Origin of the sequence: Paludibacillus litoralis (genome assembly GCF_037646705.1) — a bacterium.
In the GTDB taxonomy this organism is placed as follows: Bacteria; Pseudomonadota; Alphaproteobacteria; order Rhodobacterales; family Rhodobacteraceae; genus Pikeienuella; species Pikeienuella litoralis.
This window is the reverse complement of sequence record NZ_JBBHER010000008.1, coordinates 85,909-111,587: the sequence shown is the minus strand read 5'-3', so window position 1 is coordinate 111,587 and position 25,679 is coordinate 85,909. Positions and strand designations below refer to the sequence as shown.

Here is a 25,679-nt window from a genome sequence, read left to right as displayed (position 1 = left end):
AGGAATCTGGCATGTGGTATTTCGCCTGGATGCTTGGCTTGCCGCTCGCGGCGGTGTTCGCCGTCGTCAACGCGATGTGGCTCGAGATGCGGCGCGACCGCGCGCTCTGGGAACAGGACGACCCGGGCGTGAAGCACGAACCGCATTGAGGCCCGGCCGGGCGCGATGAACGGCCTGGCGGGCTTTGGTTCACGGTCGGGGCGGCGGGGCGGAGCTCGCTTGCCGCGCTTTGCGCGCGATCCATATCTACGACGAGACCGCCCCGGCGCGAATGGCCCGGGACAATCTGAAAAGGAGCTTTGAAATGTCGAATGAAAAAATGGTCGAATTTCTGAATCGGGCCGTCAAGATGGAGATGACCGCCGCCCACCAGTATCAGCTCCATGCGCATGTTCTGGATGACTGGGGTCTTGGAAAGCTCGCGGCGCAGATGCGCGAGGAGATGACGGAAGAGCTGGGCCATTCGGATCTCTTCATCGAACGGCTCATGTTTCTCAAGGCGACGCCCGAGATCGCCTTCTACAAGGAGCCGCGTCGGGCGGAATCGCTGCCTGACATGTTCAGTTCGGATCTCGCGGATGAGGAGGAGGCGATCGCCGTCTACACCAAGGCCGCGCAGCACGCCGCGGAACTGGGCGATATCGGGTCGCGGACATTGTTCGAGAAGATCGTGCTCGACGAAGAGGGCCACAAGGCGTGGCTGGAGCTGCAACTCGACCTGATCGCGCGGCTTGGCGAGAAGACCTACAGCGCGAAATTCATGGATGTCGGCGACGCCGGGGAGGCGTGAGCCGCCGGGGCGCGGCCGGGCAACCTGAACGCGGCCGGCGCCATCACGCTTCAATCCGGAAGGATACGTCATGATCAAGAAGACCGCCGCCTCCCTCGCCGTCGCGGCGAGCCTCGCCGCAGGCGCGGCCGACGCGCAGGAGTTGCGGAAGCTTGTCACGGTCGTCACCTCGCCCGAACCCCAGACGCAACTGATGGTGATGGTTCTGACGATGCAGGCCGCCCAGAAAGGGGCCGAGGCGCATATCCTTTTATGCGGCCCGGCCGGCGATCTCGCGCTTCGCGACGCGCCCGCCAGCGCGACCGCGGGCCAGCCTCCAAAGGATATGAGCCCGCAGGGGCTGATGCAGATGATCCGGGAGAAAACCGGCGCGACGGCCGATGTCTGTGCGATCTATCTGCCGGGCAAGGGGCTCGATCCGTCGGCGCTGCTCGAAGGCGTCGGCGTGGCGAGTCCGGCGGAGATGGCCGAGCGGCTGATGGCGGCGGATACGCGCGTCCTCAGCTTCTGAGCGGCCTGCGGTGAAACGCGTTCCGCGGCGCTTCAAGGCGGCGGCGCCGCGGGCCGCCTGATGGCCGAGGCGCGGATGGCGGAGGGATGCGGCGCCAAGGGCTGGCGCCATTCGACCTGAACGCTGTACACTCCGCGCGATCCACGGCGCCCGCTTGCAAGGGAGAGCGATCGCTCCCGTCGTGGAATGCGAGGGGCGAGGCATGACACCTGACCGCACGCAATGGATCGATCAGTTCGAGGGCCTCCGGCGCCTGCCGGCCGATCTCCGCGCGACGCTCGTCGCCGGAAGCAAGGTCGTCACGGTCCCCGAAGGCACGCCGGTCTTCGAACCCGGGCAATCGGCGGACAACCTCCTTCTGCTGCTCGAAGGCACGGTGCGGGTGCAGCAGAGATCGGAAACCGGGCGCGAGGTGTTTCTCTACCGCGTCCACGCGGGGGAGAGCTGCGTTCTGACCACCGCCTGCATGCTGGCCTTCGAGGATTACGCCGCCGACGGGGTGGCCGAGACGGATGTGCGCGCCGTCGCCATCCCGCGCGCCACGTTCGACGATCTGGCGGCCCGGTCTTCGGTGTTTCGTGAATTCGTGTTCACGGCCTATTCGCGGCGCATCACCGATCTCTTCACGCTGATCGACGATATCGTCTTTCAGCGCATGGATGTGCGTCTGGCCGCGCGGCTGTTGGAGCTGGCTGAAGGCGATGTCGTCCGCGCCACCCATCAGGTTTTGGGCGCCGAACTTGGCACCGCGCGCGAGGTCGTCTCACGGATCCTGTCCGAATTTCAGCGCCGGAACTGGATCGAACAGCGCCGCGGCGAAATCCGGCTGGTCGGGCGCGCGGGGCTTGAACGCCTGGCGCGCGCCGCCGGAGAACAGTGACGAAGTCACCGTGAAGCGCGGCTCCGGCGTGGCAAGCTCCGCGTGTCGCTGATTCCACGAAGGGAGCTTCGCATGACAACGAATATGGGAACGATAGATCGGGGCCTGCGGCTGGTGGCGGGCCTCGGCCTGCTGATCGCGGCCTTCGCCACGGATCTGGGCGCGGGCGGCTGGATGCACTGGGCGATGATCGTGGTTGGCGTCATCGCCGCAGGGACGGCGCTGGTCGGCGTTTGCCCGCTCTACGCCATCCTCGGCCTCCGAACCTGCCGGAAGTGAGCGCGATGGAGACCGCGTTCACGCCCTGGCTGTCGCTCGCCGGCGGCGCGTTGATCGGGGTCGCCGCGACTCTTCTGATGCTCAGCCTCGGCAGAGTTTTCGGCGCGACGGGGATTCTCACCGGCCTCCTGTCGCGGGGGCCGTCGGAGGATCGGATGTGGCGCGGCGCGTTGCTTCTGGGAATGATCAGCGGGCCTCTCGCGGTGCTGCTGCTGTCGGGGCGGACGCTCGCCATCGACGTACCGGTTTCCGCGCCGATGCTGGCGCTTGGCGGCCTGATCGTGGGAGTCGGCGTCACCTATGGGTCAGGCTGCACCTCCGGCCACGGGGTCTGCGGGATGGCGCGGTTGTCTCCGCGTTCGATCGTCGCCACGCTGACCTTCATGATCACGGCGGCGGCGACGGTCTACGTGGCGCGCCATGTCGTCGGAGCGTAACCCATGAAGCTGCTCGCGACCTATCTGATCGGCCTGATCTTCGGCGTCGGCATTTCGATCTCCGGCATGGCGAACCCGGCGAAGGTGCTGAACTTCTTCGACGTCGCCGGAACCTGGGATCCGTCCCTGGCGTTTGTCATGGGGGGCGCCCTCGTGACGACCTTCATCGGCTATCGCCTCGTTCTGCCCCGGAGGACGCCGATTTTCGGCGCCGGGTTCATGCTGCCGTCGAGCCGCGTGATCGACGCGCGCCTGATCGGCGGCTCGGCCCTCTTCGGGGTCGGGTGGGGGGTCGCGGGGTTTTGCCCGGGCGGGGCGCTGCCCGCGCTCGGCGCCGGCCGCTGGGAGGTTGCGCTTTTCGTCGCCGCCATGGTGGCCGGCATCTTGCTGGCCAAATTCCTCCAATCTCGCGGCGCCGCGTCGGCCGGCGCGGGCGCCAGCGATTGATCACTGCAAGGAGACGCTGAGATGACCGATTATCCCGTTCGGATGGACGTCAAACCCGAGGTCCACGCCTTCGTCGACGAAGTCACCAACACGATTTCCTATGTCGTGAGAGATCCGGCCTCCGACAGCTGCGCGATCATCGATTCCGTCATGGATATCGACTATGCGGCCGGGCGGATCACCTATGGCCACGCCGACCGCATGATCGCCTTCGTCAAGGAGAAGGGCTGGCGCCTGGAGTGGATCATCGAGACCCATGTCCACGCCGACCACCTCTCGGCAGCGCCCTATATTCAGCAGGAGCTGGGCGGCAAGATCGGGATCGGCGGCCGCATCATGGTGGTGCAGGAGACGTTCGGAAAGATCTTCAACGAAGGCACCGAGTTCCAGCGCGACGGCAGCCAGTTCGACCGATTGTTCGAGGATGGCGACACGTACCAGATTGGCGAGACGTCCGCCTTCACGATATTCACCCCCGGCCATACGCCCGCCTGCATGACCCATGTCATGGGCGACGCCGCCTTTGTGGGGGACACGTTGTTCATGCCCGACGGCGGGTCGGCGCGGGCCGATTTCCCCGGCGGCGACGCCGGCGTGCTGTACGACAGCATCCAGAAGGTGCTCGCCCTGCCGGACGAGATGCGGCTGTTCATGTGCCATGACTACGGCCCCGGAGGCCGCGACATTCAATGGGAGACGAGCGTCGCCGAGCAGAAGGCGGACAACATCCATGTCGGCGGCGGCAAGACCAAGGCGGAGTTCGTCAAGTTCCGCACTGAACGCGACGCCACGCTCGGCATGCCCCGACTGATCCTCCCGTCGCTTCAGGTGAATATGCGGGCCGGGGAGGTGCCGACCGACCGAGACGGCAACCCGATGCTCAAGGTGCCGATCGGGCGGCTCTAGGCCGGGCGCGCGACCGGAGGAGCGCCCCCGTTTCCCGCCGGAAGTGGCGGGGCGGGCGCTCCTCTCGCGCCGTCTGGCGGAGCAGGCGTCGGCCGTGTCGCGAGCGGTGAGGTTTTCGACCGAACAAGGAGCCGATCATGTCTGAATATCAGCATCTCACCCGCCATAGCCCATCGACCGGGCCGGGCTCTCCCGATGTCTGGGGGGTGTATGAGGCCGACACCGGCTCGATCCAGTATGTGATGGCCTGCCCTCGAACCCGGAAGGCGGCGCTGATCGATGTTGTTCTGAACTTCGACCCCAGATCCGCGCGCACGTCCACGACCAGCGCCGAAAAGGTGCTCGATCTGGTCAGGCGGGAGGGGCTTGAGCCGGTCCGCATCCTCGACACGCACCCGCATGCGGACCACCTCCTGGCGGGCGCATGGCTCAAGGAGCGGACGGGCTTGCGGAACGGCATCGGCGCCAGAACGAAGAAGATCGCCGAGCTGTGGCGCGAGTATTACAATCTTCCCGATCTCGACCCGGCGAGGCATTTTGATTATTTCTTCGAGGATGGCGACCGTTTCGACATTGGCGATCTGGCCGTGACCGTCGAGCTTTCCACGGGTCACACGCTCGGCTCGGTCAGTTTTTTCGCCGGAGATTGCGGGTTTGTCCATGACACGCTGATGTATCCCGATAGCGGCTCCTCGCGGGCCGATTTCCCGGGAGGGAGCGCCGCGGAGCTTTGGGAAAGCATCCAGTCGATCCTGTCGCGCCCCGATGACACACGTCTGTTCGTCGGCCATGATTACGGCAGGGGCGCGCGCAAGGAGCCCGCCTGGGAGGCGACCGTCGCGGAGCACAAGGCGAACAATATCCACGTCAAGGCGGGGGTGGACAGGGCCGCTTTCATCAAGACCCGCGAAGACCGCGATGCGACCCTCGCGCTCCCCGATCGGATGCTGCACGCGTTGCAGGTCAATCTGCGCGGCGGGGCCTTGCCTCCGAAAGAGTCCGACGGGCGCAGTTATTTCAAGATCCCGGCGAACCGGTTCTGAGCGCCGCGCGTTCGGGGGGCCGTCAGGCGGGGGTGTGCGCAAGCGCGTCCCCTCCCACAGGCGGCGCCCGCTCCGCCGAAAACGTCATCCGGCCACGCCGAAGGCCCCCCGGATGACGCTGGGATGGCGGCGTCACGGGCCGCAATGCCTGCGATCGGGCGCAGGGCTGAAGCGATGAAAAGCGGCGCGTCAGACAGATCTGTCCTGAAGACCGATCGAGACGAGGGCGGCCTCGCACATCCGCTCGATGTCCCGCCCCGCGCTCAAGCGGGTCCATCCTGGCGTCTCCTCGGCGTCGGTTTGCCGCGAGAGCACGGCGACGTCGGCGTCTGAAGCGTCATCGAAACGGCGCTCGAGACGGCGGGTGAGAACGGCCTCCTCCGCGGAGAGCCAGAGCCCCGTGAAAGGCGCGCCAGCCGCGCGCGCGGCGCGGATCGCCTCGTCGCGGCGGTCAGGCTCCAGAAATGCGGCGTCGAGAATGACGGTCGCATTCGCGTCGAGCGCGCGCCGCGCGTCCCGAAAGAGCCGCCGATACACCGCGTCCGAGACGCGGGGCGCGTAGGCCGAAGGCGGAAGCCGCGTTTCCGGAGCGACGCCGAAGATCCGTTTGCGGACCTCGTCCGAGCGGATCACGATGACGTTGGGAACGCTGGCGAGAGCGGGGGCCAGCGCTTGCGCCAGAGTGGATTTGCCGGTTCCCGACCTCCCGCCGATGGCGATCAGCCGCGGCCCCGCCGGCTCGGACAGCGCCGCCTCGCCCTGATCGAGATAGCTTAGCGCCTCGTCCAGCTTGCCCGGAGCCGGATCGAGCAGCGCGACAAGCGCCCGCACCGCCGCGCGGACGGAGATGAAAAGCCGCAGGAGAGCGACGCCCGAATAGTCGCGCGTCGCGCAGAGGTATCGGCCGAGCAGCGCCGTCGCCTCCGCGTCCGCCGCGCGATGGCTGAGATCCATCAGGACGAAGGCGAGGTCATACAGCACGTCGATATGGCTGAATTTCGGCTCGAACTCGATCGCGTCGAAGAGACGAATCTCGCCATGGAAGAGACAGATGTTCCGAAGATGAAGGTCGCCGTGGCCGTGGCGCACCGCGCCGCGCCGGGCGCGGGCGCGCGTCAGCGGCGCAAGAGCCGCGAGACGCGCCTCCATCTTCACGGCCCAGGCGCGCACGGCGGCGGCGGCGCGGGGATCCTGGCCATGCGCCTCGAGACGCGCGGCGAGCGTTCGCGCCGTGACCTCGAAATCCTCCGTCTCGCGCGGGTCGAACGCGCGCGCCGCCGAGAGATGAAGCGCGGCGATGGCGTCTGCGAGGTCGCGCACATGCTTCGGGGTCAGCCGGCCTTCGGCGGCGATGTGGTCCAGAAGATCGGTCTGATCGAAGCGCCGCATCTTCACGAGATAGTCGATGGGAGAGGTCGGCGGCCCGAGGGCGAGGCGCCCGCCCTCCCGGTTCACCGCGACAACGCCGAGATAGATGTCGGGCGCGGTGCGCCGGTTGATCTCGACCTCGCGTTCGCTGGCGCGCCGCCGGTCCTCGAGTCGTGTGAAATCGACAAAATCGAGCTTCACCGCCTTCTTCATCTTGTAGGCGAACTCACCGACGAGAAACACATGGCTCATATGGGTCTCCATATGATCGACGGCCAACCCGCCATGCGTCTCCGGATCGAGAAGGAACGCCATCGCCTCCGCCTGGGCGTCGGCGGCTCCCGGCTTTGTGGAAGCCTGTTTCGCGCGCTCGGGTTCTCTTCGCATGCTCAGTCTCCCGCGTTTGACCGCCTTCGCCATGGATCGCATGATCGGCGGCGGGCTTGCGCTGCGTCAAATCTGCGCGTCAGATTGCGCGCGCGGATGACGAGCGCTCATTGTAAGCTGGCGCCGCTCGCCGCGCCCCGCGGCGGCGGCGTGAAAAAGCGGCTCCCGGCCGCGTGACGATCCATACCGGGAGACTTGGAGCTGGAGCCGCCATTTGCTGCGTTTTCTTGCTGAAAAAAGAATGATGACCGGAGCCGGCGTTTCGATCGCGACGTCGATCGTGGCGCTCTTCGTGCTCCTCGCCGTGGCCGTGGGGCTGACGACGCTCTTCGTTGCGGGCGGCGTCGCGCAACACATGATCGAAGCGGAGACGCGGCAGAAGGCGGTGGTGATCAACCGCACGATCTCCCAGCGGGTGATCGCTCAGATGCGGCCGGTGGAGGCGCAGGTCGCGTTGCTCGCCGACCTCTTTGGCGAGCTTGATGTCGCCGCGATGACCAATACGGAGATATCGCGTCTCCTTTACGCGTCTCTCGCCGCGGCGCCGCAGGTTTCTTCGGTTGCGCTTGTCGATGCGGATCTGTCGCTGATGCGCGCGTTCCGCAATCGGCCCGGAGAGCGTTTCCGCGTCAGCAATTGGAGCGCGGACGCCGAGTTCGCCGCGGCCACGAAGGCGGCGATGGCGGCGGGCGTCGCCTATTGGAGCAAGCCTTTCTTCGCTGAATCCAGTCAGACGACGCTCCTCAGTCGTCTGATCCCGTTGAGGGACGCGGCGGGCGCGCCGTTCGTCGTCATCGCGTCGGTGGACCTGACCTCGCTCTCGGTGTTCCTCGCCGAACTCGCGGAGGAGATCGAGGGCGCGCCCTTCATCCTTTATGGCGAAGACGCGGTTCTCGCCCATCCGGCGATGGCGGCGGGGATCGCCGGCTTGAGCGACCGGACGCCGCTGCCGCCGATCGACGGGTTCGTGGATGACAGACTCCGGCGGCTCTGGCGCAGCGCGAGAAGCGCCGGGCCGGTCTCCGAGGATGGAATCTTCGCGCGCACCGTGGCGCTTGAAGACGACGAATTCTATCTGGTCTACGAGCCGGTTTCCGCGCTGGGGGAGACGTCATGGTTCGTTGGCGGCGTCTTCGATCTGGAAGGCTTCGCGCCGCAGCTCCTGAAAACGCCCTCGATCATCTTCGGCGGCGCCGCGCTCCTGCTCGCCGCCGCGCTGGCCTCGCTGGCGATCGGGCGCGCGATCAGCTGGCCGATCCGGTCCCTCTCGGCGGCCGCAAGGCAAATCAGCAGGTGGGAGATCGACGAGGAGTCCCCGCTTCGCAGAAGCACGTTCCGCGAAATCAACGAGGCGAGCGACGCCTTCGCGGCGGCGCTTCGGGCGCTGCGGTCGCTCTGGCTATATCTGCCGAAGACCCTGCCGCAAAAGCTGCTCTCGGCGGCCGATCCGCGAACCATCAAGTCGGAGTCGCGTGAGATCACCGTTCTTTTCACCGATATTCAGGGCTTCACTCCGTTTTCGGAAGAGCTGCCTCCCGCCGAGGTGGCGGCGTTTCTGAACGCGCATTTCGCGCTGGTCTCGTCCTGCATCTGGGCGGAGGAGGGCGTCGTCGACAAGTTCATCGGCGACTCGGTGATGGCGTTCTGGGGCGGGCTGCAGGACCTTGATTCCCACGCCGCGCACGCCTGCCACGCCGCGCTTCGCATCCGTGAGGCGATACGCGCCGATAACGCCGAACGCCGGAGCCGGGGCGAGCCGGCCATTCGGCTCCGCATCGGCGTCCATTCCGGGGAGGCGGTCGTCGGGAATATCGGCGCGCCGGGGCGCGCGAATTTCACCGTCATCGGCGACACCGTCAACATCGCGCAGAGACTCGAAGCGCTCGGCAGAGACTTCACCGATGAGGCGGAGGATGTCGTGATCGTCATAAGCGGCGACACGGCGCGCCAGATCGGCGACGACTTCGTGGCCGCGCCATGTGGCCGACACGAGCTGAGGGGGCGGCGGCGCCTGGAGGAGATCTATCTGCTGGCGGCCTGTTCGGCGGGCCAGACGGCGTGAGCGACGCGGCCCGCCCGGCGCGGAGGAGGCGCTGTCGGACCAAACACGCGAGGCTCGGTTTGGCGGGGCCCCGCGCGCGGCGGCGGGGAAAACTTGAACGCGGCGGCGCGCCAGAAATGGCGGCGTGAAACAGGGTCTCACCTCAATGGATCACGGCCTCCGGCGGCCGGTTTTCAATTTTGGGTGAAGTTCCGTGATTGCCGTTTCTATAGGCTGGAGGCCGCGTACGCGGCATCATGCCGGACGCGCCGGACGCAGATCTGAATCGCAGGTATAGAATTGGGCGGCGGCGATGGACGGCGGGCGTTGATCATGCGTATGTTCGGCCACCAAGAGGACCGAGGGAGAAAAGACGATGAAGCTGACCAGAAGAGGCGCGATCGGGACATTGGCGCTTGGCGGCGCCGCTGCGACGGGGGCCGGTCTGGCCAGCCCCGCAATTGCGGCGAATACGCGCGAGCTGACGATGGTGACGTCCTGGCCCAAGAATTACCCCGGTCAGGGAACCAGCGCCGAGCGCATCGCGCAACAGGTCGAAAAGCTGTCGGAAGGCCGGATCAAGATCAAGGTCTACGGCGCGGGCGAACTGGTCCCCGCCTTCGAAGTGTTCGACGCGGTCGCCTCCGGCAAGGCGGATATGTATCACTCGGCGGAATACTATTTTCAGGGCAAGTCCAAGGCGTTCGCCTTTTTCTCGACTGTGCCTTTCGGTCTGGTCTCCAATGAGCTGGACAGCTGGATCTATTATGGCGACGGACAGGCGCTCTGGGACGAGCTGAGCGGCGGTTTCGGGATCAAGCCCCTTCTTTGCGGCAATAACGGCGTGCAGATGGGGGGATGGTTGAACCGTGAAATCAACACGGTCGAGGATCTGAAAGGGCTCAAATTCCGTATGCCGGGCCTCGGGGGCGAAGTGTTGCGCCGTTTCGGCGTCAACGTCATCAATGTTCCGGGCGGCGAGATCTACACCTCGCTGCAATCGGGCGCCATCGACGGGGCCGAGTTCGTCAGCCCGTGGAACGACCTCGCTTTCGGCTTTCACAAGGTCGCGAAATACTACTACTGGCCGGGTTTCCACGAACCCGCGTCGGCGCTCTGCCTCGGCACCAATCTGGAGCTGTGGAACAGCCTGAGCGAGGTTGACCGCGCCATCATCGAAACGGTCTGCCGGTCGGAGAACACCAACGTTCCGGCGGAGTATTTCCATCACAACATCAAATCGTTGACCGCGCTTGTCGAAGAGCATGGCGTCGAGTTGCGCGAGTTCCCCGACGATGTGTTCCAGGCGTTCGGCAAGGCGACGGACGAGGTGCTGGCCGAGGTCGCCAAGGAGGACGATCTGACCGGCCGCATCCATGACAGCTATGTCGCTTTTCGCAACGAGATCGCCGGATGGACCCGGATCTCCCTCGGGGCCTATCTGAACAAGCGTCAGGTCTATCTCGACACGCTCTGAGCGCTGATAACGAGGCTGGCCGTCTCGCCCGCGAGGGTGAGGCGGCCACATCCAGATTATGGGGCGGGAGACCGCGTTGCTTGAAAAGCTCTTTTCCGGAGTCGATCGGATCAACAATGCGCTCGGCGTGGTGTTCTCCTGGCTCGTCGGCCTTCTGATCCTCAACCAGTTCGCGGTGGTGCTGCTGCGCTATGTGTTCGGCGTCGGGTCGATCAAGCTGCAAGAGAGCATCATCTATATCCATGCCTTCATTCTGATGATCCTCTGCGCCTACACCCTGCTCAAGGACGGGCATGTGCGGCTCGATCTGTTCTATTCCAATCGCAGCGCCCGCGCCCAGGCCGCGCTGGATGTGTTCGGCGCGGCGGTTTACCTGCTGCCGCTGTCGATCTTCATCTTTTTCGACGCGATGGGCTATGTGCTGCGTTCGTGGAGCGTGTTTGAAAGCTCGCGGGAAATGTCCGGCCTTCCAGGGGTCTTTCTGCTCAAGACGCTGATCCTCTGTTTCGCCGCGCTGCTGTTCCTGCAGGGGCTGTCGATGATCTGGCGCGCGGTCCGAACACTCGTCGGCGCGGACGGCCCGAAGCGCGAGGCATGACCATTCAGGAACTCTTCGCGCTGCTCTTTTTCGCCTTTTCCGCAGTGGCGCTGCTGACCGGCTTTCCGGTCGCGTTCTCGCTGGGGGGCGTTTCGCTGATCTTTGCGGGGATCGGGTATAGCCTCGGCCTGTTCGACCCGTCGTTTCTGGGGTTCTACCCCGAGCGGATTTTCGGCATCATCACCAATGAGGTGCTGGTCGCGATCCCGCTCTTCGTGGCGATGGGCGTGATCCTCGAACGCTCGAAAGTCGCTGAAGAGCTCCTGTATTCCATGGCGCGGCTGATGGGCAAGATTCCCGGCGGCCTCGGCATATCCGTGACCATTGTCGGCGCGCTGCTGGCGGCGTCGACCGGCATCGTCGGCGCGACCGTCGTGGCGATGGGGCTGGTGTCGCTGCCCTTGATGCTGCGCAATGGCTATTCCAAACCGCTGGCCTGCGGCTCCATCGCCTCGGCCGGCACGCTGGGGCAGATCATTCCGCCCTCGACCGTGCTGATCCTGCTCGGCGACGCGCTGTCGCCAGCTTACCAGCAGGCGCAGCTGAAGGCCGGAAATTTTTCGCCTGAGCCGCTGTCGGTGGGCGATCTTTTCGCCGGCGGGCTGTTGCCCGGCCTGATGCTGGCCGGACTCTATATCGTGCTGCAATTGATCGTCGCCATCATCTGGCCGAAATCGAGCCCGCCGATCCAGAGGGCCGACGGTGATGACGGCGCGCCCTCGTGGGCGGGCCTGCTCCGCGCGCTGATCTCGCCCTTGCTGCTGATCTTTGCGGTTCTCGGCTCGATCATCGCCGGCGTCGCCACCCCGACCGAGGCGGCGTCGGTCGGCGCCGTCGGCGCGACGTTTCTGGCGGGAATGAAATGCGATCCCCGCTGGAACCGCCCGATCATGCTCGGGCTTGTCGCGCTGGTGGCGTTGTTGATCCTGCGCGGCTTCGTGGACCTGCGCGTCACCCTGTCGGACAAAAGCGTCGGAACATGGGTGGCTATCGCCGCCGCCTGCGTCTTGTCGCTGATGACCGTCGGCTCGTTGATGATAAGTTTCGCCAAGCTGCACGCGCAGAAGCTTCTGGCGCCGACGTTTCAATCGACCGTCAAGATCACCAGCATGATCTTCTCGATCATGATCGGCGCCGCGCTCTTTTCGCTGGTGTTTCGCGGGATGGGCGGCGACGACATCGTGCACGATTTTCTGACCGGCTTGCCCGGCGGGCTGATCGCCGTGACATTCGTCGTGCTGGCGGTGATGTTCGTTCTGGGCTTTTTCCTCGATATCGTTGAGATCATTTACATCGTAGTGCCGCTGGTGGCGCCGGTGCTGTTCTTCATGGGCGCGCAGCCGATCTGGCTCGGCATCATGATGTGCCTGATCCTGCAGACCTCGTTCCTGACGCCGCCCTTCGGGTTTTCGCTGTTCTATCTCAAGGGCGTGGCGCCGCCCGAGATCAAGACGACCGATATCTACAAGGGCATTGCGCCCTTCGTCGGAATCCAGCTGCTGGCGCTGGTTATGATCTGGATCTGGCCGGGCATCGTGACATGGCTGCCGAATCTGATGAACAACTGAGTGGCGGCCCTGCGCGCCTGCCCGCCCCGGGGCGCGGCTGAAACCGGGCGATCGGAGAGCGGCGCCTGTTCGCCGTTGACGATGTGCGGCAAGGTCCGGCTGGGCAACATGGCCGATCCGAAATATACTCTCGGCGCAGCCATTGAAAAACATGATCTAAAATAGCGGCGGGAGGAACAAGAATGGATCTGGGTCTCAGCGGGCTTCGCGCCCTGGTCACCGGCGGCAGCAAGGGGATCGGCCTTCGCTGCGCCGAGATCCTGGCCGCCGAGGGCGCCTCCGTATCGATCTGCGCGCGCACGGGCGCGGACGTCGAGGCCGTCGTCGGGCGGCTGACGGCGGGGGGAGCCACGGCGCACGGCTCTGCGGTGGATGTCTCGGACAAGGCGGCTATGGAACGCTGGGTCGCCGACGCGGGGGAAGCGCTGGGCGGCATCGACATCGTCATCGGCAACGTCTCGGCGCTCGCCGTGGCGGATGACGAAGACGCCTGGCGCAGCGGGTTCGACACCGACATGATGCATTGTGTCCGCCTGGTGAACGCCTCGATGCCTTGGCTCGAGAAGAGCGACGCGGCGTCGATCACGCTGATTTCGTCCGTCTCCGGCCGCGAGATCGATTTCACCGGCCCCGCCTATGGCGCGTTCAAGGCGGCCATCGTCCACTATGCGCAAGGCCTCGCATACAAGCTGGCGCCCAAGGGCATCCGCGCCAACACGGTTTCGCCGGGCAACACCTATTTCGAAGGCGGCATCTGGCACGGCATCGAATCCGGCGACCCGACCCTGTTTTCGGAGGCGCTGGCGCTCAATCCCATGGGCCGCATGGCGAAACCGGAGGAGGTGGCGCGGGGAGTGGTGTTCCTCGCCAGTCCGGCGTCCAGCTTCACCTCCGGCGCCAATCTGCTGGTCGATGGCGCGCTGACCAAGGGGGTTCAGTTGTGAGGCATGGTCGGGCCGTCGCCCGAACCGGCTGAGGCGCGTGAAATCATCGACCTGAGGCGACGCCGGAACCGCCGGCGCGCGCCCAGCCCGCCAGCGCCCATTGATCGGGAGCCGTTTGACCGGGCGCGTCGTCCGGTTGATGAGATGCGCCAGGGCTGAACGGGCGGCCCGAACGGCGCGGCCAAGACCCATGTCGCCCTCGGCCTGAATCTGGTCGCGCGCCAGAGGGGGCTGTCGGTCAGCTTCATCATCGCCGCCGCGCTCGTCAACGGACTGTGGTGGATGCTCCCAAACTTACGGGATGCGGAAGTGCTTGCCGTACCATCGCTCGATCACAGAGGCCGCATCGCGCCAGCGGGGCTCCAGCGAGAAGCAGTGTCCGGCGCCCGTAAGGAACCAATACTCGGCATCGTAAAATCTGGCGGTGGCGAGATCTTGACCGGGTTTGTGAAAGTCGCCCAACTCCTTCTCAGCCGAGAGACACAGCGCAGGGCCGCTGATGCGCGAACGGTCGATCTCTACACGAAGCAAGCGGCGGTCATTGAGCAGAGTCGGGCTCTCGTGGACCAGCCGCCCCGCGAAGTCGACCGCCTCTTGGTGCGAGAAATTCGGCACGAACTTGCGCTTGACGTGTTCGATCGAGCCCGGCGCGAACGGTCGCCCGTCCGGCACCGGCGCCTGAGGCTCAAGCCCGGGAAGCTGTCCGGGCGGCGACGGGGCGAGCAGGACAAGCCCGACCGTCGGGAAGCGGCTTGCGGCTATCGCCGCCACGGCCGCGCCGGCGCTGTGACCGGCAACCACCACGTCGCCGCCGATGGCCTCGCACGCCTCGACGACATCCTCCGCCATTTCCCTCTGACCCGACGCGAGAAACACGTCATCCTGGGCGAGACCGCCATGGCCGCGCAGGTCGATAGCCGCGCAGCCGACGCCGCGTTCGGCGAAATATCCAAGAAAGTTCTCAAACGTCCAGGCGCCTAGCCACGCTCCGTGGACGAAGAGAATAGTGGGGAGGGAGCCAGCGGTTTGGTCCGGAATGCGCCACAACCGCGCGCGCCTGAGGTTCACATGCCGCATGTCTCTCACGGTCAGAGCCCGGTCTTTGTGGCGATCCGCGGCGTCGCCTCCGCTGCGGCGGCGCCGTCGGCATGCGTGCGCGGATGGGCTCGGCTGAACTCCTCCCAGCCGCGCTTGATATGCTTCACCATCGCCGCGGCGGCGCCATCCACATCGCCTGACTCGAGTGTCGCCAAGAACTCCTCATGCTCCCCGATGACGCGCGTCACGCGCAGATCTATCGCATCGAGGAGATGAAAGGGATATTTGGCCCAGAGAACCCGCACGAACTGCAAGGTCTGGGGCCGGTTCGCAAGCTCGTAGAAGCGAAAGTGGAACCGATAGTTGGCGGCGCGAAGTTCAAGACGCTCTTCGGCGCGGTAGGCCCTGAGGCAGTCACGGTGACGTTCCTTGAGTTCGGCGAGCGCCTGCCGCGTCACAGCGGGAAACGCATGCACCGTGAGGTCCCGCTCCAGCGTCAGCCTCAGTTCGTAAAGCTCTTCGGCTTGCTCGATGATGAAGTGCGGGACGAGCACGCCGCGATGCGATAATCCGAGAACGTAGCCTTCGGCTTCGAGATTGCGCAGAGCCTCGCGCACCGGCGTGACCGAGACGCCCAATTCGTTGGCGATGTCGGACTGCTTCAGCTTTTGGCCCCGCTTGTAGAAGCCCGAAATGATGCGTTCCCGAAGTATCTCGGAGACGTGATCCTGTTTCGTTCTGAAGGCCATGGAGTCCTCTCATCAACGGCGTAGCGCCGTTTCGGTCAGCGTCCGCCAGACATCACAAGATTTGCTCCTAGTACATAGTCCGCCTCATCCGATAAAAGCCAGAGAACGCCCCGCGCCATTTCCTCGGGTTGCGCGGCGCGACCGGCCGGCACCGCCGATTCCAGTTTTTCGAGTCGCCCGGGCGGGTTCATTGATGTCCAGGTCAGGCCCGGGCTGAATGTGTTGACGCGGATACCCTCGCGCGCCACCTCCTTCGCCAACCCCACCCCCATGCTGTTCACCGCGCCCTTGGTGGCGGCGTAGTGGACGCGCTCGCCCGCCGAGCCGTTTACGGCGGCGACCGACGAGACATTGACGATCCGGCCGCCCCCTCCGCCGTTTCTTGTGGACATGCGGCGCACCGCTTCGCGGCAGCACAGGAAGTAGCCGATGACGTTGACCTCGAAGATCCGGCGCAGCGTCGCTGCGTCCAGATCTTCGAGGCGCGTCGTCCCGCCGGATTGACCGGCGTTGTTCACAAGGTCGGTGACCGGGCCAAGCCGCGCCGCGGCCTCGTCAAACATGGCGGCGACCTCAGCCTCGTCGGAGGTGTCGGCTCGAAAAGCGAGGGCGTCGCCGCCGCCCTTCCGGATATCGTCGACGACGCCTGCGGCGCCAGCCGCGTCGCTCGAATAATTGACGCAGACGCGATAGCCCCGCGCCGCGGCCAGCCGGGCGGTGGCGGCCCCGATGCCGCGCGAAGCTCCGGTGATGATGATGGTCCGGTTATCGTCAGACATGGGGGGATCCTGCATCTGTCGCGTCGTCGAGAACGAAGCGTGGAAGGAGAAAGCCGTCGGGCATCGCCCTGTACACCATCCTCACCGGCCGGCCGATCCACGAGTCCTCGGGTTCCTCGCCTTCGAGATTGCTGATGAAAATCGGCCCTTCCTCCAGCCTCACCGCGATCACGTTGTAGGGCGCGCTGTAGGCGGGCAGATACTGGCGATGAAACACCACCCAGGAGACGATAACGCCCCGACCCGAGATGGGCTCCCACTCGGCGTTCGCGGACAGGCACGCCGGGCAGGTCGGCCCGGGCGGATATCGAGTGGCGCCGCAGTCGCTGCAACGCTGGAGCCGCATTTTCCTGGCGCGGATGCTCTCCCACATCGGTTCTTCGTACAGCCCGAGGACGGGCTGCGGCGTCTGGATCTCGGATATGTTCATGGCTCTCTCAACGGCCGTAGATGATGGAAACCGCTTTGCCGGCGACATCCGACGAGTAGTGGACGTAGCGGCAATCGGGGATCTGCCGCGCGCCACACTCGCCGCGAAGCTGGCGGACGCATTCGATCTGGTGATTCCAACCCTGCATGTATGATTCAGACAGATGGCCGCCGCTGGTGTTGGTCGGCAGCTTGCCGCCGGGGCCGACGCCTTCCTCGCGCAGAAACCGCCCGGCTTCACCCACGGCGCAGTAGCCATAGCCCTCAAGCGCCAGGGGCACATGCACGGAGAAGCTGTCGTAGACCTGAAAGGCGTCTACGTCCCTGGGTTCGATGTTCGCGGTAGAGAAGACGCGCTCCGCGACGTCCTGCTGCGCCGGCAGGTAGAAGTCTGTGAGACGCGGCTCCAGGCTCGTGGCGGCCTGGTTGAGGTCGCGCCGCCCGACCGCCTCGATGAAGACCGGGCGCTCGGTCATTTTCTTCGCGAGTTCGGCCTCGGCGATGATCAGCGCGACGCCGCCGTCATTGATGAGGCAGTAGTCGAACAGGTGAAGCGGCTCGCAGATATACGGAGAGGCGAGATAGTCTTCGACCGTGATCCGCTTGCGCATGATCGCGTTCGGATTGAGCGACGACCAGCCGCGCTGGGCGACTGCGACCTCGCCAAGTTCCGCCTCAGTGAAGCCGCGCGCGTGCTTGTAGGCCTGGAGCGTCAGCGCGTAGAGCGCGCCTTGCGAGGTGAGTCCCCACGGGGAATGGTAGACATAGGACAGGAAGGCGTCGCCCCCCATGGCGTTGGGGCCGCCATATTGCGTCTGGGCCGAGCGCTGGTCATTGCCGTAGACGAGAGCCACCACCTCGGCCATGCCGCTCTCGATCGCCATACAGGCCTGAATGACAGAGAGGACGGCGTCGGCCTGATCGCCCCATCGCGGGTCGATGGCGAGAATCTCCGCCATGCGCTCGTAGGCGGTCGTGGGCCCGACGATCAGGCCGTCGATCCGATCGCGCGCGATCCCGGCGTCCGCCAGCGCGTTCCTGAACGCCGCGACCCCGTAGCCATAGGCGTCGGAGGGCTTTTCGCCGGATCGCACGCGTCTCCAGTCGCCCGCCCAGTCGCTATGGCCGACGCCGACGATCGCGGCCGTGCGCTTGAGCCCGGTTCCAGGGCGGCTTCCGTTATTGGCGGTCATCCCAGCACTCCCTTCTCGGCCAGCGCGCGAATCTGCTCGTCTGACAGGCGCAATACGCCGCTGAGGACCTCGCGGGTGTGCTCCCCAAGGAGGGGCGGGCCGGCCAACTCGACGCGCTCACCGTCGAGCCGGTAGGGCGGAGAGGTGAAGAGCGTTTCGCCCATCTCCGGGTGGTCGACCTGCTGCCAGTAGCCGCGCGCGGCGAGCTGGGGGTCCTCCTCGATCAACTCTTTCGACGAGGCGACGGGCGCGGCGGCGACGCCCGCCGACTGAAGGATCTCCGCGGCTTCGCGGGGCGGGCGCCCCTGCGTCCAGGCGGAGACCGCGTCGTCCAGTTCCGCGGACCGCGCCAACCGCCCGGCCGACGACCGCAGGTCGGCATCGGCCGCAAGGTCCTGGCGCCCGATGACGGCGGCGAGCGCCAGCCATTCGGTATCGCTCTCCACCGCGATGGCGCACCAGCTGTCGTCACCCTGGCAGCGATAGATCCCATGCGGCGCGTCGGTGCGCGAGCGGTTTCCGATCTGCTCCGGCTCCTGTCCTGAAGCAGCCGCCTCAACGATCGCGGGGCCCGCAAAATTCGCGGTCGACTCGACCTGGGACAGGTCGATCTTCATCCCGCGCCCGGTCAGGCGGCGGTGACGCAGCGCGGCGAGGACGGCGAACGCGGCGTGATACGGGTTCGCCGCATGGTCCGGATAGTGTGTGCCGGGCCCGACGGGATCATCCGGCCCGTAGGCGGTCATCCACATGAGCCCCGTCACGGCGCTGATGGTCATCCCTACGCCCAGCATGGACGCGCGGGGGCCGCTCTCGCCATACATCGGCATGGAAAGATAGATGATGTCGGGCTTGGCCTTGCGAACGTCGTCGTAGCTCAGCCCAAGCCGCTCCATCGCGCCCGGGCCGAAATTGTTGCTGATGACGTCCGACTGGGCGACCAGATCCAGCACCAGCCGCCGGCCCTCATCGCTCTTCAGGTCGATGGACACGCTCTTCTTCCCGGTGTTGCGGGAAGCATAGTAGCCGCTGCGGTTGACCCCGGGTTTGGCGTCTTTGAAGGGACCGCCGCGGCGCACGGGGTCAAGCCGGGAGGTGCTCTCGATCTTCAGAACCTCGGCCCCAAAATCCGAGAAGAGCTTGGTGCCGAAAGGGCCCGCGCCGGCCCAGGTCAGGTCGGTGAAGCGGATTCCACGGAGAAAATCGGGTTTCATGGCGCACTCCTTTGTAATTTTCATTCACCGGTTCGATGCAGTGGGCGCCGCCTTCAGAAGGTCGTTATGCTGACCTAGCTCCGGCGCCGGCGACAGCGACCACACGTCCTCGGACAGCCGGTACGGGGCGCCGGGGAACAGGACGGGCTTCTCCAGGCGAGGATCGGCGAGCGAAACGAAATAGTCGCGGTGCTGGAGCTGCGGGTCCGTGAGCACGTCCCTGACGCGGTTGACCGAGGACATCACGATCTTCCGCCGGATCGCCTCTCGTGTGACCTCTTCCTTTGTGAAGTCGCGGATGAAAGCCTCGAAGGTCCGGCGGAAGATCGTGCGCGCCTCGGCGGTGGTGCGCCAGGGACGGTCGAGCCAACGCTCCTTTGAGAATTCCTCGGCTGACGGGTGCTCCACCTCGCGCATCCATTCGACCAGGGACTTCCATGACACGCCGAGCGTTGGCGGCGAGGCGAGGAAGACGTACCCATCGCGGCAGCTGAAGATGTCCTCGCTCGCATCGCGGGTTCCCTCTCCGCCACGCTGCGAGACCCGCCCCTCCAGATCGTAGACCTGGATCGCGTTCTGCAGCGAATGCGCGATGCACTCTTGCGCCGAGACGTCGATCAGGTGGCCGACGCCCCCCCGCTCTGCGTCGAAGAGGGCGACCGCCGTCGCTGAGGCCGCGTAGACTGACGCGATCATCGCCGATTGCGCCACCGGCAGTCGGAGCGGCGGCTCGCCCGGGCGGCCGGAGAGCCAAGCGATGCCGCCGCTGGCCTGCATCGTCAGGTCGCAGGCCGGCGCGTCCGTCAGCGGTCCTCCAAGACCGTAGGGCGAGACAATCGTGATGACCGCCGTCGGATTCAGCGACCGCACCCATCCAAGCTCATCCGCCAGCGGGCCGCCGCGCTCGAGGAAGACGATCTGCGCCGGCTCGATCAGGCGCGCGAAGTCGGAGCGGCCTTCTTCCGTGTCGAAATCCAGAACGACGCTCTTCTTGCTTGCGTTGAAGAACAGGAATGCCCAGTCGGGCGTGTTTTCGCCCTCTTCGCGCGCGCGCTCGGCGGATCTATGCCGATCCGGCAAGCCTTGCGGCGGCTCGACGCGGACAACTTCGGCGCCGAGGTCGGCGAATAGACGAGTGGCGTATCGCCCGAGGTCATGGGTCAGATCCAGGATTCTGATCCCCGAATATGGTTGGACCTTAGTCATCTGTTATGTTCCTTGGCGAAGGTCAGGTTACGGAGGCTGCAGGAAGGCTGCGGCGATTGAGGATTAGCGCGATCGCAAGCAGCCCCGCGCCGGCGGGCAGGAGGTAAGCGGCCGGATAGAACAGCAAGACGCCCCCCGCGGCGCAGAGCAGTCTCTGCACCGTTGTCGCGCGGGTGAAGGCCCAGCCCTCAAAGGCGACGCCGAACGCGATCACCCCCACCGTCGCGGTCAACACATGGATGACCATTTTCAGCGTGATCCCGTCGAGGCCGATGATGCTCGGGTAGTAGGTGAACATGAACGGCACCAACCACGCCACGAAGCCAAGCCGCATGGCGATCCAGGCGGTCTTGATGGCCGGGGCGCCGGCGACGCCGGCCGCCGCGAAGATCACGACGGCCACGGGCGGGGACAGGCCGCTCAAGGTCGCGTAGTAGAAGATGAAGAGGTGCGCGATGACGAGCGGGACGCCCATGTCCGTCAACAGAGGCGCCGTAAGGCTGGCCACGATCACGTAGGCGCCCACCGTGACGACGCCCATGCCAAGGACAACCGCGACGATGGCGGTGGCCAGGAGCGCGAGGAACATTGAGTCCTGGGAGATCGCGCCGATCATGGTTGTGAGGCGCGCCCCGAGCCCCGTAAGCAGGATCATGCCCACGACCACGCCCGCGAGCGCCAGCGCAACCGAGATCGTCGCCAGCGTCTGCACTCCGTCGAGGCTGACCGCCTTGACCCGCTCACCGGTGAAAACCCGGGTCTCGCGCAGCAGGCAGGTTGTCGCGAAGAGGCTGAGGAAGGTGACGGCGATCGAGAAATCCGTCGAGAAGTTCTTGAAAAGGAGAACGATCAGAAGCGTTATCGGCCCGAAGACGATGAGGCTCTTGAAGGCGTTGTCGGCGAAGGTCGGGATCTCGTCCTCGTTCATCGGGCGCAGATTCATCTTGCTTGCGCGCAGGTGCACCTGAACAAAGACGCTGAGATAATAGAGGAAGGCGGGCACGAGGCAGTAGCCGGCGAGCACAAGGAACGGCACTCCGGTGTACTCCGCCATCAGAAAGACGGCGGCGCCCATGATCGGCGGGATGAACTGGCTGCCTTGCGAGGCGACAGCCTCGACCCCCGCGGCGAAGGCGGGCGTGTAGCCCGCCCGTTTCATCATCGGGATGGTGATCGTTCCGGTCGTCAGCACGTTGGTCACGCCGCTGCCGCTCACCATGCCCATCAACGCGCTTCCCAGCACTGCGACCTTGCCCGGCCCGCCGGTCCATCGACCGGCGAGAGCGAAGGCGAGGTTCAGCAGGTAGGCCCCTGCGCCCGACACGTTGAGCAGGGCGGTGAAGAACACGAAGACCGTGACGAAGCCGGCGGCGAAGCCGAGAGGCGTGCCGAACAGACCGTCGGTGCCGAGCACGGTGACCCTGAGCACGTTCTCCCATGTAACGCCGGCGTGCTGCAGGATGCCTGGAAAGTATCTGCCGTAAACCGCGTACAGCACGAACAGCGAGGCGACGTAAATGAGCGGCTTCGCGGTCGTGCGGCGGGCGCCCTCGAACACCGTGAGGAGGAGCGCCGCGGCGATCAGGCGCTCGCTATTCGACAGGTACGACTCCCACAACAGGTCATCCCAATTGAGGACCAGATAAACCGTCGCGCCCGCTGCGACGCCGATGATCGCCAGGTTGAACGCCATTTCCGGGAGCGACCCCTCCCGCAGCCAGCCGCTTGGATAAAGGAGCGTGGCGCAAGCAACGACGGCGAAGAGGAAAAGCGGTCTCTGAACGTAGACGATCGGCGCGCCGAAGAACGCCGCATGGAGGGCCGCGCCCAACACGGCCAGCCCGAGCGCCACCGCTATGGCGCGTTGCAAACGCACCGATACCGGGCTCGAGTCGCTAGTTACTTCAGTCATAGGACGTTCCTTCGGCGAATTCCTGCCCAGGAATGGGATGAGGGAATGCTGACGCGGGTGGGCCGAACGCTTCGCAGGCGGCTTGACGAACTGCTGAAAGGCGGTTTTGGAGCGCCGGTCTCATCTCGTTGCTCTTCGCCCGCCGCGAGACGTTATTCATCAACGCCACGAGAGAATGCGAAATCGGTCCCGGTCGGCGTCATCATGAGCGGTCTCGGACTTTTCCAGCAGCCTTTTGGAGGCGTCCCTTCCTGAAGCGGCGAGTGTTCGCCGCCCTGGCCGGGGCTATGGAACGTTCGTCTGTCACGGCTGCGCTGGGGCCATGCCCAGGCAACCGTGACAGCGGCCGCCACGTCAGTTGCTGGCTTTCTGCTACTCGATGAACCGCTCGACGCCCGGCACGCCGATTTCCTTGTAATACCGGAGCGCCCCGGGATGCGGCGGAATCGGCATCCCCTGCAGCGCGTTCTCGATCGTCGCAGCCTTGTAGGCCGGATGCGCGTTCCTCAGCACATCGATGTTCTCCCACAAGGCCTTCGTCATTTCGTAGACGAGATCGTCGGGGAGATCGGCGTGGAGGAAGAAGTAGACGCCGTGGAAGAAGCCCTTCTTCGGATCGGGAATGGTGAGCTGCGGGTAGACGTCCTCGGGCACTGTCTTCGTGTAGACCGGATAATTCGCCATCACTTCTTCGATGGCGTCCTCGTCCGGCTGAAGCAGCACCAGGTCCTGTTTTGTATTCAGCTCCATCATCGCGGCGTCGCCGAGAGCCCGCGTATGGGACAGCCCGTCAATATTGGCGCTCGCAAGCTGCTCGATGGCCTGCGACGTGCAGTAAGGGACGACGTTCACGTCCTCGAACGGGTTGAGGCCGTGCGCCTCCATCAGGATCTTGAAGAAGGTGAACGGCTGGTCCCAGCGTTCCGGTCGGTCGGGCTCGGGCGGGGCGCAGGCGGCGGCGATCGTCAGCCCCGAGCCGGCCAGCTCCGACACCTTGGTCTTGCCATGCCGCTTCAGCAGGAAGACGTCGAAGAAACCCTCCTGCACGAACGCCCATCCGCGCACCGGAACATCGCGGCCCTCCCACGGGCCCTTGCCGTTATACGCAAGGGTCAGGTCCATGCTGGCGACGCCGCCAACACGTTCCCCCCGTATCATCTGCGGGTAGACCTCTGTCGTCGAGTTCGGGCTGACCGTGGCGGTCGCCCGCACATCCGGCAGTTCCTGGGAGAGCAGGGCCGCGACCGCCGACATCCCCGCAAAATAGGAGCCGGTGGCCGTCGCCGAACCAAAAACGAGATCCCAGTTGTCGCCGCTTTTCCAGCGGTCGGCCGGCGCCGCGAGCGCAACTGAGGATGTGAACAGCGCTCCGGCCGTGGCTGCGGCTGCGGCTCGTGTGATCCAGCTTCTCATATCATCTCCCTTAGGTATTTTATATCGTATATTTTACCTAGCTGAGTCGAGCCGAGCTGTCCAGAAAATCCTGTCAAAGGAACCCGGTTTGCGGCGGGTCAGGGGGGCGGTGTTCGCGCCGTTCGAGCCGCCGATCGCACGCTTCGCGAGAGGCGTCGGCGCCGACGAGGCGACCGTCGCCGCGGCGATCGAAGAAGAATGGTCGAATGGTCGGACCGAGGGGCGGATAGCCCGGCTCAAGCTCGTCGAGCATCAGATCCAGGGCCGACCCAATATCGACCTCCTGCGAGCCAGAATCATCAAAGGCGCATGACCGCCCCTCATCAAGCTCGCGCCAGAGTTCTTACTCCACGCCGATCAACGCTCTGCGGATGAGAGGTCCGCGACGGCGGATCGGCGGCGCCGCTCGGATCGCATTTAGCCCGCGCGCGGAAGGCGGTTGCCAAAGAAGGGCGCCTTGCGCCACCTGATTTGCTGATTTTAGTGGTGCGCCGAGGAGGATTCGAACCCCCGACCCCCAGATTCGTAGTCTGGTGCTCTATCCAGCTGAGCTATCGGCGCCTGTCCGCTGCGACGAGCGCCGCGAAACCTCGTGTCGTTTAGCTTTGCTCGGGCGGTGTTGCAAGTGCGGAAATGGCCGGGCGGGGCGGCGGCGTTCACTTTGGCAGGGTCAGGCGGAAGACTGCGCCCGAACTGCTGCTTTCGCTCAGCGTCAGCTCGGCGCCGTTCAGCGCGGCGAGTTCGGCTGCGATCGCGAGGCCGAGGCCGGCGCCGCCGCGCCGCGCGCCGCCGCGAAACGGTTGGAAGAGGTTCTCCAGCGCCTTCGGCGGCATGCCCGGCCCGTCATCGGCCACGGTCATGACGACGTCGCTTTCCGTCGCTTCGGCGGAAATCGTCACATGCCCGTTCCGGCCGGAGGCCTCGATGGCCTGGCATGCGTTCCGCGCCAGATTGGTCAGGATGCGGAAGAGATGATCCGGATCGATCGTCGCGCGAAGGCCGGGGGGCGTCTCGTTCACGAACGCGACGGCGCCTTTGGCGGGCGCGACCGCGTCGCCGACATCCGCGACCAGGCGGCGGAGCGCGACGCGGCGCGGCGCGGGCGCCGCCTCCTCCGCCTTGCCGTGACGCAATGTCGAGATGCAGAGCGCGGTCGCCCGGTCGAGCGAGCTGATCAGTTTCGGGCCGACCCGGACGACCACGGGATCCTTGCTTTCGCTGAGCCGGTCGGCAAGAAGTTGCGCGCTGGCCAGCATGTTACGAAGATCGTGGCTGATCTTGGCGACCGCGGCGCCGAGATCGGCCAGGCGCGACTTTTGCCGCAGCGCCGCCTTCAGTTCCGTCTGCATCTCGGCGAGCGCGGCTTCCGCGCGGGCGATCTCCGGCGGCGCGCCGGCGGCGGGAAGAACCACCGGCGCGCGCTCGGGCGCCTTCTGGAAAGCGACCATGTGTCTCACGACACGCTCGATCGGCCTGACGATCAGCCGGCGCGTGATCAGGAAAATCAGCCCGCCGGTGATCGTCGAGATGAACAGCGAGAGCAGAAACACGCGCCCAGCGTAATCGACGACGGCGCGCCGGAGCGACGATTCGGCCATCGTGATCTCAAGCTCGACGGCGCCTCCCTTCATCGGCGCGCCAATCACCCGAATGGTTCGGGGCTCGGTCCGAATCAGAACGCCGAGCGCGTCCGCGATCAGCGTCGCCGGGCCGGCCGTGCGGAGGTCGTAGGTTTCATCGACGATCTTGTCGCCCGGCGCCCGAAGGATCAGTTGCCGCGAAAAATCCCGCCTGAGCACAATCGACGCGACGCCGGCGCTGTCCAGAAGTTCGACTTCGAGCGCTCTCTCGACCATGTCGCTATCGGCGGCGAGGAGCGCGAGCGCGGCGACTTCAGCGAGATGCAGGCGCTGTTGGAGGTAGTCTTGCCGAAATCGGGCGACGGAGGGTGCGAACACCAGAACTTCGGTCATCATCACGATGCCGATGGTCAGAAGCAGAAGGCGGCCGGAGAGCGAACATATGAATTGCATGGGTTTCCAATACCGGCGGTGCCGAGGCGGGCGTATT

At 65.6% G+C, this 25,679-nt stretch carries 26 protein-coding genes and 1 tRNA gene; 15 read left to right on the top strand and 12 right to left on the bottom strand.

Annotation, left to right across the window (positions count from 1 at the left end; all coding sequences use genetic code 11):
• Window positions 1-11 precede the first annotated feature (11 nt).
• The 9 genes from cydX (at window position 12) to WG921_RS14915 (ending at window position 5,293) form a co-directional block, all read left to right on the top strand.
• Entirely contained in the window at window positions 12-149 is a 138-nt protein-coding gene (cydX, locus tag WG921_RS14955) for a cytochrome bd-I oxidase subunit CydX (protein ID WP_340110052.1), read from the top strand.
• 155 nt (window positions 150-304) lie between these two features.
• Entirely contained in the window at window positions 305-790 is a 486-nt protein-coding gene (locus tag WG921_RS14950; protein WP_340110051.1) for a bacterioferritin, read from the top strand.
• A 70-nt stretch (window positions 791-860) separates the two neighbouring features.
• Complete coding sequence (locus WG921_RS14945) at window positions 861-1,301, top strand: hypothetical protein (protein ID WP_413788599.1); 441 nt, start codon at window positions 861-863, stop codon at window positions 1,299-1,301.
• 202 nt (window positions 1,302-1,503) lie between these two features.
• Window positions 1,504-2,181 carry a Crp/Fnr family transcriptional regulator gene (locus WG921_RS14940; protein ID WP_340110050.1) on the top strand — a complete coding sequence of 226 codons (678 nt, stop codon included), beginning with the start codon at window positions 1,504-1,506 and terminating at the stop codon, window positions 2,179-2,181.
• A gap of 72 nt (window positions 2,182-2,253) precedes the next feature.
• Complete coding sequence (locus tag WG921_RS14935) at window positions 2,254-2,460, top strand: YgaP family membrane protein (RefSeq protein ID WP_340110049.1); 207 nt, start codon at window positions 2,254-2,256, stop codon at window positions 2,458-2,460.
• Window positions 2,461-2,465: 5 nt separating this feature from the next.
• Window positions 2,466-2,897, top strand: a complete 432-nt coding sequence (locus WG921_RS14930; protein WP_340110048.1) for a YeeE/YedE family protein — start codon at window positions 2,466-2,468, stop codon at window positions 2,895-2,897.
• A gap of 3 nt (window positions 2,898-2,900) precedes the next feature.
• Window positions 2,901-3,344 (top strand): DUF6691 family protein, encoded by a 444-nt coding sequence (locus tag WG921_RS14925; RefSeq protein ID WP_340110047.1) that lies wholly within the window; start codon window positions 2,901-2,903, stop codon window positions 3,342-3,344.
• A gap of 21 nt (window positions 3,345-3,365) precedes the next feature.
• Window positions 3,366-4,250, top strand: a complete 885-nt coding sequence (locus WG921_RS14920) for an MBL fold metallo-hydrolase (RefSeq protein ID WP_340110046.1) — start codon at window positions 3,366-3,368, stop codon at window positions 4,248-4,250.
• A 137-nt stretch (window positions 4,251-4,387) separates the two neighbouring features.
• A complete protein-coding gene (locus WG921_RS14915) occupies window positions 4,388-5,293 on the top strand; it encodes an MBL fold metallo-hydrolase (protein ID WP_340110045.1) in 906 nt (301 codons plus the stop codon).
• 189 nt (window positions 5,294-5,482) lie between these two features.
• Here WG921_RS14915 and WG921_RS14910 read toward each other — a convergent pair whose 3' ends face one another.
• A complete protein-coding gene (locus WG921_RS14910; protein ID WP_340110044.1) occupies window positions 5,483-7,048 on the bottom strand; it encodes a bifunctional aminoglycoside phosphotransferase/ATP-binding protein in 1,566 nt (521 codons plus the stop codon).
• Window positions 7,049-7,289: 241 nt separating this feature from the next.
• Between WG921_RS14910 and WG921_RS14905 the strand changes: the two genes are divergently transcribed.
• From WG921_RS14905 to WG921_RS14885, 5 genes are all read left to right on the top strand, one after another.
• On the top strand, window positions 7,290-9,110 hold the full coding sequence (locus WG921_RS14905) for an adenylate/guanylate cyclase domain-containing protein (protein ID WP_340110043.1): 1,821 nt from the start codon (window positions 7,290-7,292) through the stop codon (window positions 9,108-9,110).
• A 355-nt stretch (window positions 9,111-9,465) separates the two neighbouring features.
• Complete coding sequence (locus WG921_RS14900) at window positions 9,466-10,566, top strand: TRAP transporter substrate-binding protein (protein ID WP_340110042.1); 1,101 nt, start codon at window positions 9,466-9,468, stop codon at window positions 10,564-10,566.
• Window positions 10,567-10,642: 76 nt separating this feature from the next.
• Complete coding sequence (locus WG921_RS14895; RefSeq protein ID WP_340110041.1) at window positions 10,643-11,164, top strand: TRAP transporter small permease subunit; 522 nt, start codon at window positions 10,643-10,645, stop codon at window positions 11,162-11,164.
• Window positions 11,161-12,732 carry a TRAP transporter large permease gene (locus WG921_RS14890; protein ID WP_340110040.1) on the top strand — a complete coding sequence of 524 codons (1,572 nt, stop codon included), beginning with the start codon at window positions 11,161-11,163 and terminating at the stop codon, window positions 12,730-12,732. The genes WG921_RS14895 and WG921_RS14890 overlap by 4 nt, the downstream gene beginning before the upstream one ends.
• A gap of 182 nt (window positions 12,733-12,914) precedes the next feature.
• A complete protein-coding gene (locus tag WG921_RS14885) occupies window positions 12,915-13,676 on the top strand; it encodes an SDR family NAD(P)-dependent oxidoreductase (RefSeq protein WP_340110039.1) in 762 nt (253 codons plus the stop codon).
• A gap of 294 nt (window positions 13,677-13,970) precedes the next feature.
• On the opposite strand, the gene WG921_RS14875 is transcribed toward WG921_RS14885, so the two are convergent.
• The 9 genes from WG921_RS14875 to WG921_RS14835 all read right to left on the bottom strand — a co-directional run bounded on the left by WG921_RS14875 (window position 13,971) and on the right by WG921_RS14835 (window position 23,609).
• Window positions 13,971-14,753, bottom strand: a complete 783-nt coding sequence (locus tag WG921_RS14875; RefSeq protein ID WP_340110038.1) for an alpha/beta hydrolase — start codon at window positions 14,751-14,753, stop codon at window positions 13,971-13,973.
• 11 nt (window positions 14,754-14,764) lie between these two features.
• The gene (locus tag WG921_RS14870) at window positions 14,765-15,463 is read right to left on the bottom strand and encodes a GntR family transcriptional regulator (protein WP_340110037.1); all 699 of its coding nucleotides are present in this window, start codon (window positions 15,461-15,463) and stop codon (window positions 14,765-14,767) included.
• Between the two features lie 35 nt (window positions 15,464-15,498).
• Complete coding sequence (locus tag WG921_RS14865) at window positions 15,499-16,242, bottom strand: SDR family oxidoreductase (RefSeq protein ID WP_340110036.1); 744 nt, start codon at window positions 16,240-16,242, stop codon at window positions 15,499-15,501.
• Window positions 16,235-16,672, bottom strand: coding sequence for a Zn-ribbon domain-containing OB-fold protein (locus WG921_RS14860; protein ID WP_165099836.1), 438 nt, complete (start codon window positions 16,670-16,672; stop codon window positions 16,235-16,237). The genes WG921_RS14865 and WG921_RS14860 overlap by 8 nt, the downstream gene beginning before the upstream one ends.
• A 7-nt stretch (window positions 16,673-16,679) precedes the next feature.
• Complete coding sequence (locus tag WG921_RS14855; RefSeq protein ID WP_340110035.1) at window positions 16,680-17,864, bottom strand: thiolase family protein; 1,185 nt, start codon at window positions 17,862-17,864, stop codon at window positions 16,680-16,682.
• On the bottom strand, window positions 17,861-19,078 hold the full coding sequence (locus WG921_RS14850; RefSeq protein ID WP_340110034.1) for a CaiB/BaiF CoA transferase family protein: 1,218 nt from the start codon (window positions 19,076-19,078) through the stop codon (window positions 17,861-17,863). The genes WG921_RS14855 and WG921_RS14850 overlap by 4 nt, the downstream gene beginning before the upstream one ends.
• A gap of 24 nt (window positions 19,079-19,102) precedes the next feature.
• Entirely contained in the window at window positions 19,103-20,284 is a 1,182-nt protein-coding gene (locus WG921_RS14845) for a CaiB/BaiF CoA transferase family protein (protein WP_340110033.1), read from the bottom strand.
• A gap of 22 nt (window positions 20,285-20,306) precedes the next feature.
• Window positions 20,307-22,196, bottom strand: a complete 1,890-nt coding sequence (locus WG921_RS14840; protein ID WP_340110032.1) for a TRAP transporter permease — start codon at window positions 22,194-22,196, stop codon at window positions 20,307-20,309.
• A 372-nt stretch (window positions 22,197-22,568) separates the two neighbouring features.
• Window positions 22,569-23,609, bottom strand: a complete 1,041-nt coding sequence (locus WG921_RS14835) for a TAXI family TRAP transporter solute-binding subunit (protein ID WP_340110031.1) — start codon at window positions 23,607-23,609, stop codon at window positions 22,569-22,571.
• Window positions 23,610-23,718: 109 nt separating this feature from the next.
• On the opposite strand from WG921_RS14835, the gene WG921_RS14830 reads away from it, so the two are divergent.
• The gene (locus WG921_RS14830; RefSeq protein WP_340110030.1) at window positions 23,719-23,922 is read left to right on the top strand and encodes a hypothetical protein; all 204 of its coding nucleotides are present in this window, start codon (window positions 23,719-23,721) and stop codon (window positions 23,920-23,922) included.
• A 171-nt stretch (window positions 23,923-24,093) separates the two neighbouring features.
• Here the strand turns inward: WG921_RS14830 and WG921_RS14825 are convergent.
• Window positions 24,094-24,170, bottom strand: a tRNA-Arg gene (locus WG921_RS14825).
• Window positions 24,171-24,265: 95 nt separating this feature from the next.
• A complete protein-coding gene (locus tag WG921_RS14820; protein WP_340110029.1) occupies window positions 24,266-25,642 on the bottom strand; it encodes a sensor histidine kinase in 1,377 nt (458 codons plus the stop codon).
• Window positions 25,643-25,679 lie beyond the last annotated feature (37 nt).

Excerpts from the sequence above, each read along its gene's own strand:
- WG921_RS14945 (WP_413788599.1), top strand. The coding sequence starts at position 861 with ATGATCAAGAAGACCGCCGCCTCCCTCGCCGTCGCGGCGAGCCTCGCC.
- WG921_RS14855 (WP_340110035.1), bottom strand. The coding sequence starts at position 17,864 with ATGACCGCCAATAACGGAAGCCGCCCTGGAACCGGGCTCAAGCGCACG.
- WG921_RS14905 (WP_340110043.1), top strand. The coding sequence starts at position 7,290 with ATGATGACCGGAGCCGGCGTTTCGATCGCGACGTCGATCGTGGCGCTC.
- WG921_RS14935 (WP_340110049.1), top strand. The coding sequence starts at position 2,254 with ATGACAACGAATATGGGAACGATAGATCGGGGCCTGCGGCTGGTGGCG.
- WG921_RS14940 (WP_340110050.1), top strand. The coding sequence starts at position 1,504 with ATGACACCTGACCGCACGCAATGGATCGATCAGTTCGAGGGCCTCCGG.
- WG921_RS14920 (WP_340110046.1), top strand. The coding sequence starts at position 3,366 with ATGACCGATTATCCCGTTCGGATGGACGTCAAACCCGAGGTCCACGCC.
- WG921_RS14950 (WP_340110051.1), top strand. The coding sequence starts at position 305 with ATGTCGAATGAAAAAATGGTCGAATTTCTGAATCGGGCCGTCAAGATG.
- WG921_RS14860 (WP_165099836.1), bottom strand. The coding sequence starts at position 16,672 with ATGAACATATCCGAGATCCAGACGCCGCAGCCCGTCCTCGGGCTGTAC.
- WG921_RS14925 (WP_340110047.1), top strand. The coding sequence starts at position 2,901 with ATGAAGCTGCTCGCGACCTATCTGATCGGCCTGATCTTCGGCGTCGGC.
- WG921_RS14865 (WP_340110036.1), bottom strand. The coding sequence starts at position 16,242 with ATGTCTGACGATAACCGGACCATCATCATCACCGGAGCTTCGCGCGGC.
- WG921_RS14885 (WP_340110039.1), top strand. The coding sequence starts at position 12,915 with ATGGATCTGGGTCTCAGCGGGCTTCGCGCCCTGGTCACCGGCGGCAGC.
- WG921_RS14870 (WP_340110037.1), bottom strand. The coding sequence starts at position 15,463 with ATGGCCTTCAGAACGAAACAGGATCACGTCTCCGAGATACTTCGGGAA.
- WG921_RS14910 (WP_340110044.1), bottom strand. The coding sequence starts at position 7,048 with ATGCGAAGAGAACCCGAGCGCGCGAAACAGGCTTCCACAAAGCCGGGA.
- WG921_RS14840 (WP_340110032.1), bottom strand. The coding sequence starts at position 22,196 with ATGACTGAAGTAACTAGCGACTCGAGCCCGGTATCGGTGCGTTTGCAA.
- WG921_RS14820 (WP_340110029.1), bottom strand. The coding sequence starts at position 25,642 with ATGCAATTCATATGTTCGCTCTCCGGCCGCCTTCTGCTTCTGACCATC.
- cydX (WP_340110052.1), top strand. The coding sequence starts at position 12 with ATGTGGTATTTCGCCTGGATGCTTGGCTTGCCGCTCGCGGCGGTGTTC.
- WG921_RS14845 (WP_340110033.1), bottom strand. The coding sequence starts at position 20,284 with ATGACTAAGGTCCAACCATATTCGGGGATCAGAATCCTGGATCTGACC.
- WG921_RS14890 (WP_340110040.1), top strand. The coding sequence starts at position 11,161 with ATGACCATTCAGGAACTCTTCGCGCTGCTCTTTTTCGCCTTTTCCGCA.
- WG921_RS14835 (WP_340110031.1), bottom strand. The coding sequence starts at position 23,609 with ATGAGAAGCTGGATCACACGAGCCGCAGCCGCAGCCACGGCCGGAGCG.
- WG921_RS14900 (WP_340110042.1), top strand. The coding sequence starts at position 9,466 with ATGAAGCTGACCAGAAGAGGCGCGATCGGGACATTGGCGCTTGGCGGC.
- WG921_RS14875 (WP_340110038.1), bottom strand. The coding sequence starts at position 14,753 with ATGCGGCATGTGAACCTCAGGCGCGCGCGGTTGTGGCGCATTCCGGAC.
- WG921_RS14930 (WP_340110048.1), top strand. The coding sequence starts at position 2,466 with ATGGAGACCGCGTTCACGCCCTGGCTGTCGCTCGCCGGCGGCGCGTTG.
- WG921_RS14850 (WP_340110034.1), bottom strand. The coding sequence starts at position 19,078 with ATGAAACCCGATTTTCTCCGTGGAATCCGCTTCACCGACCTGACCTGG.
- WG921_RS14915 (WP_340110045.1), top strand. The coding sequence starts at position 4,388 with ATGTCTGAATATCAGCATCTCACCCGCCATAGCCCATCGACCGGGCCG.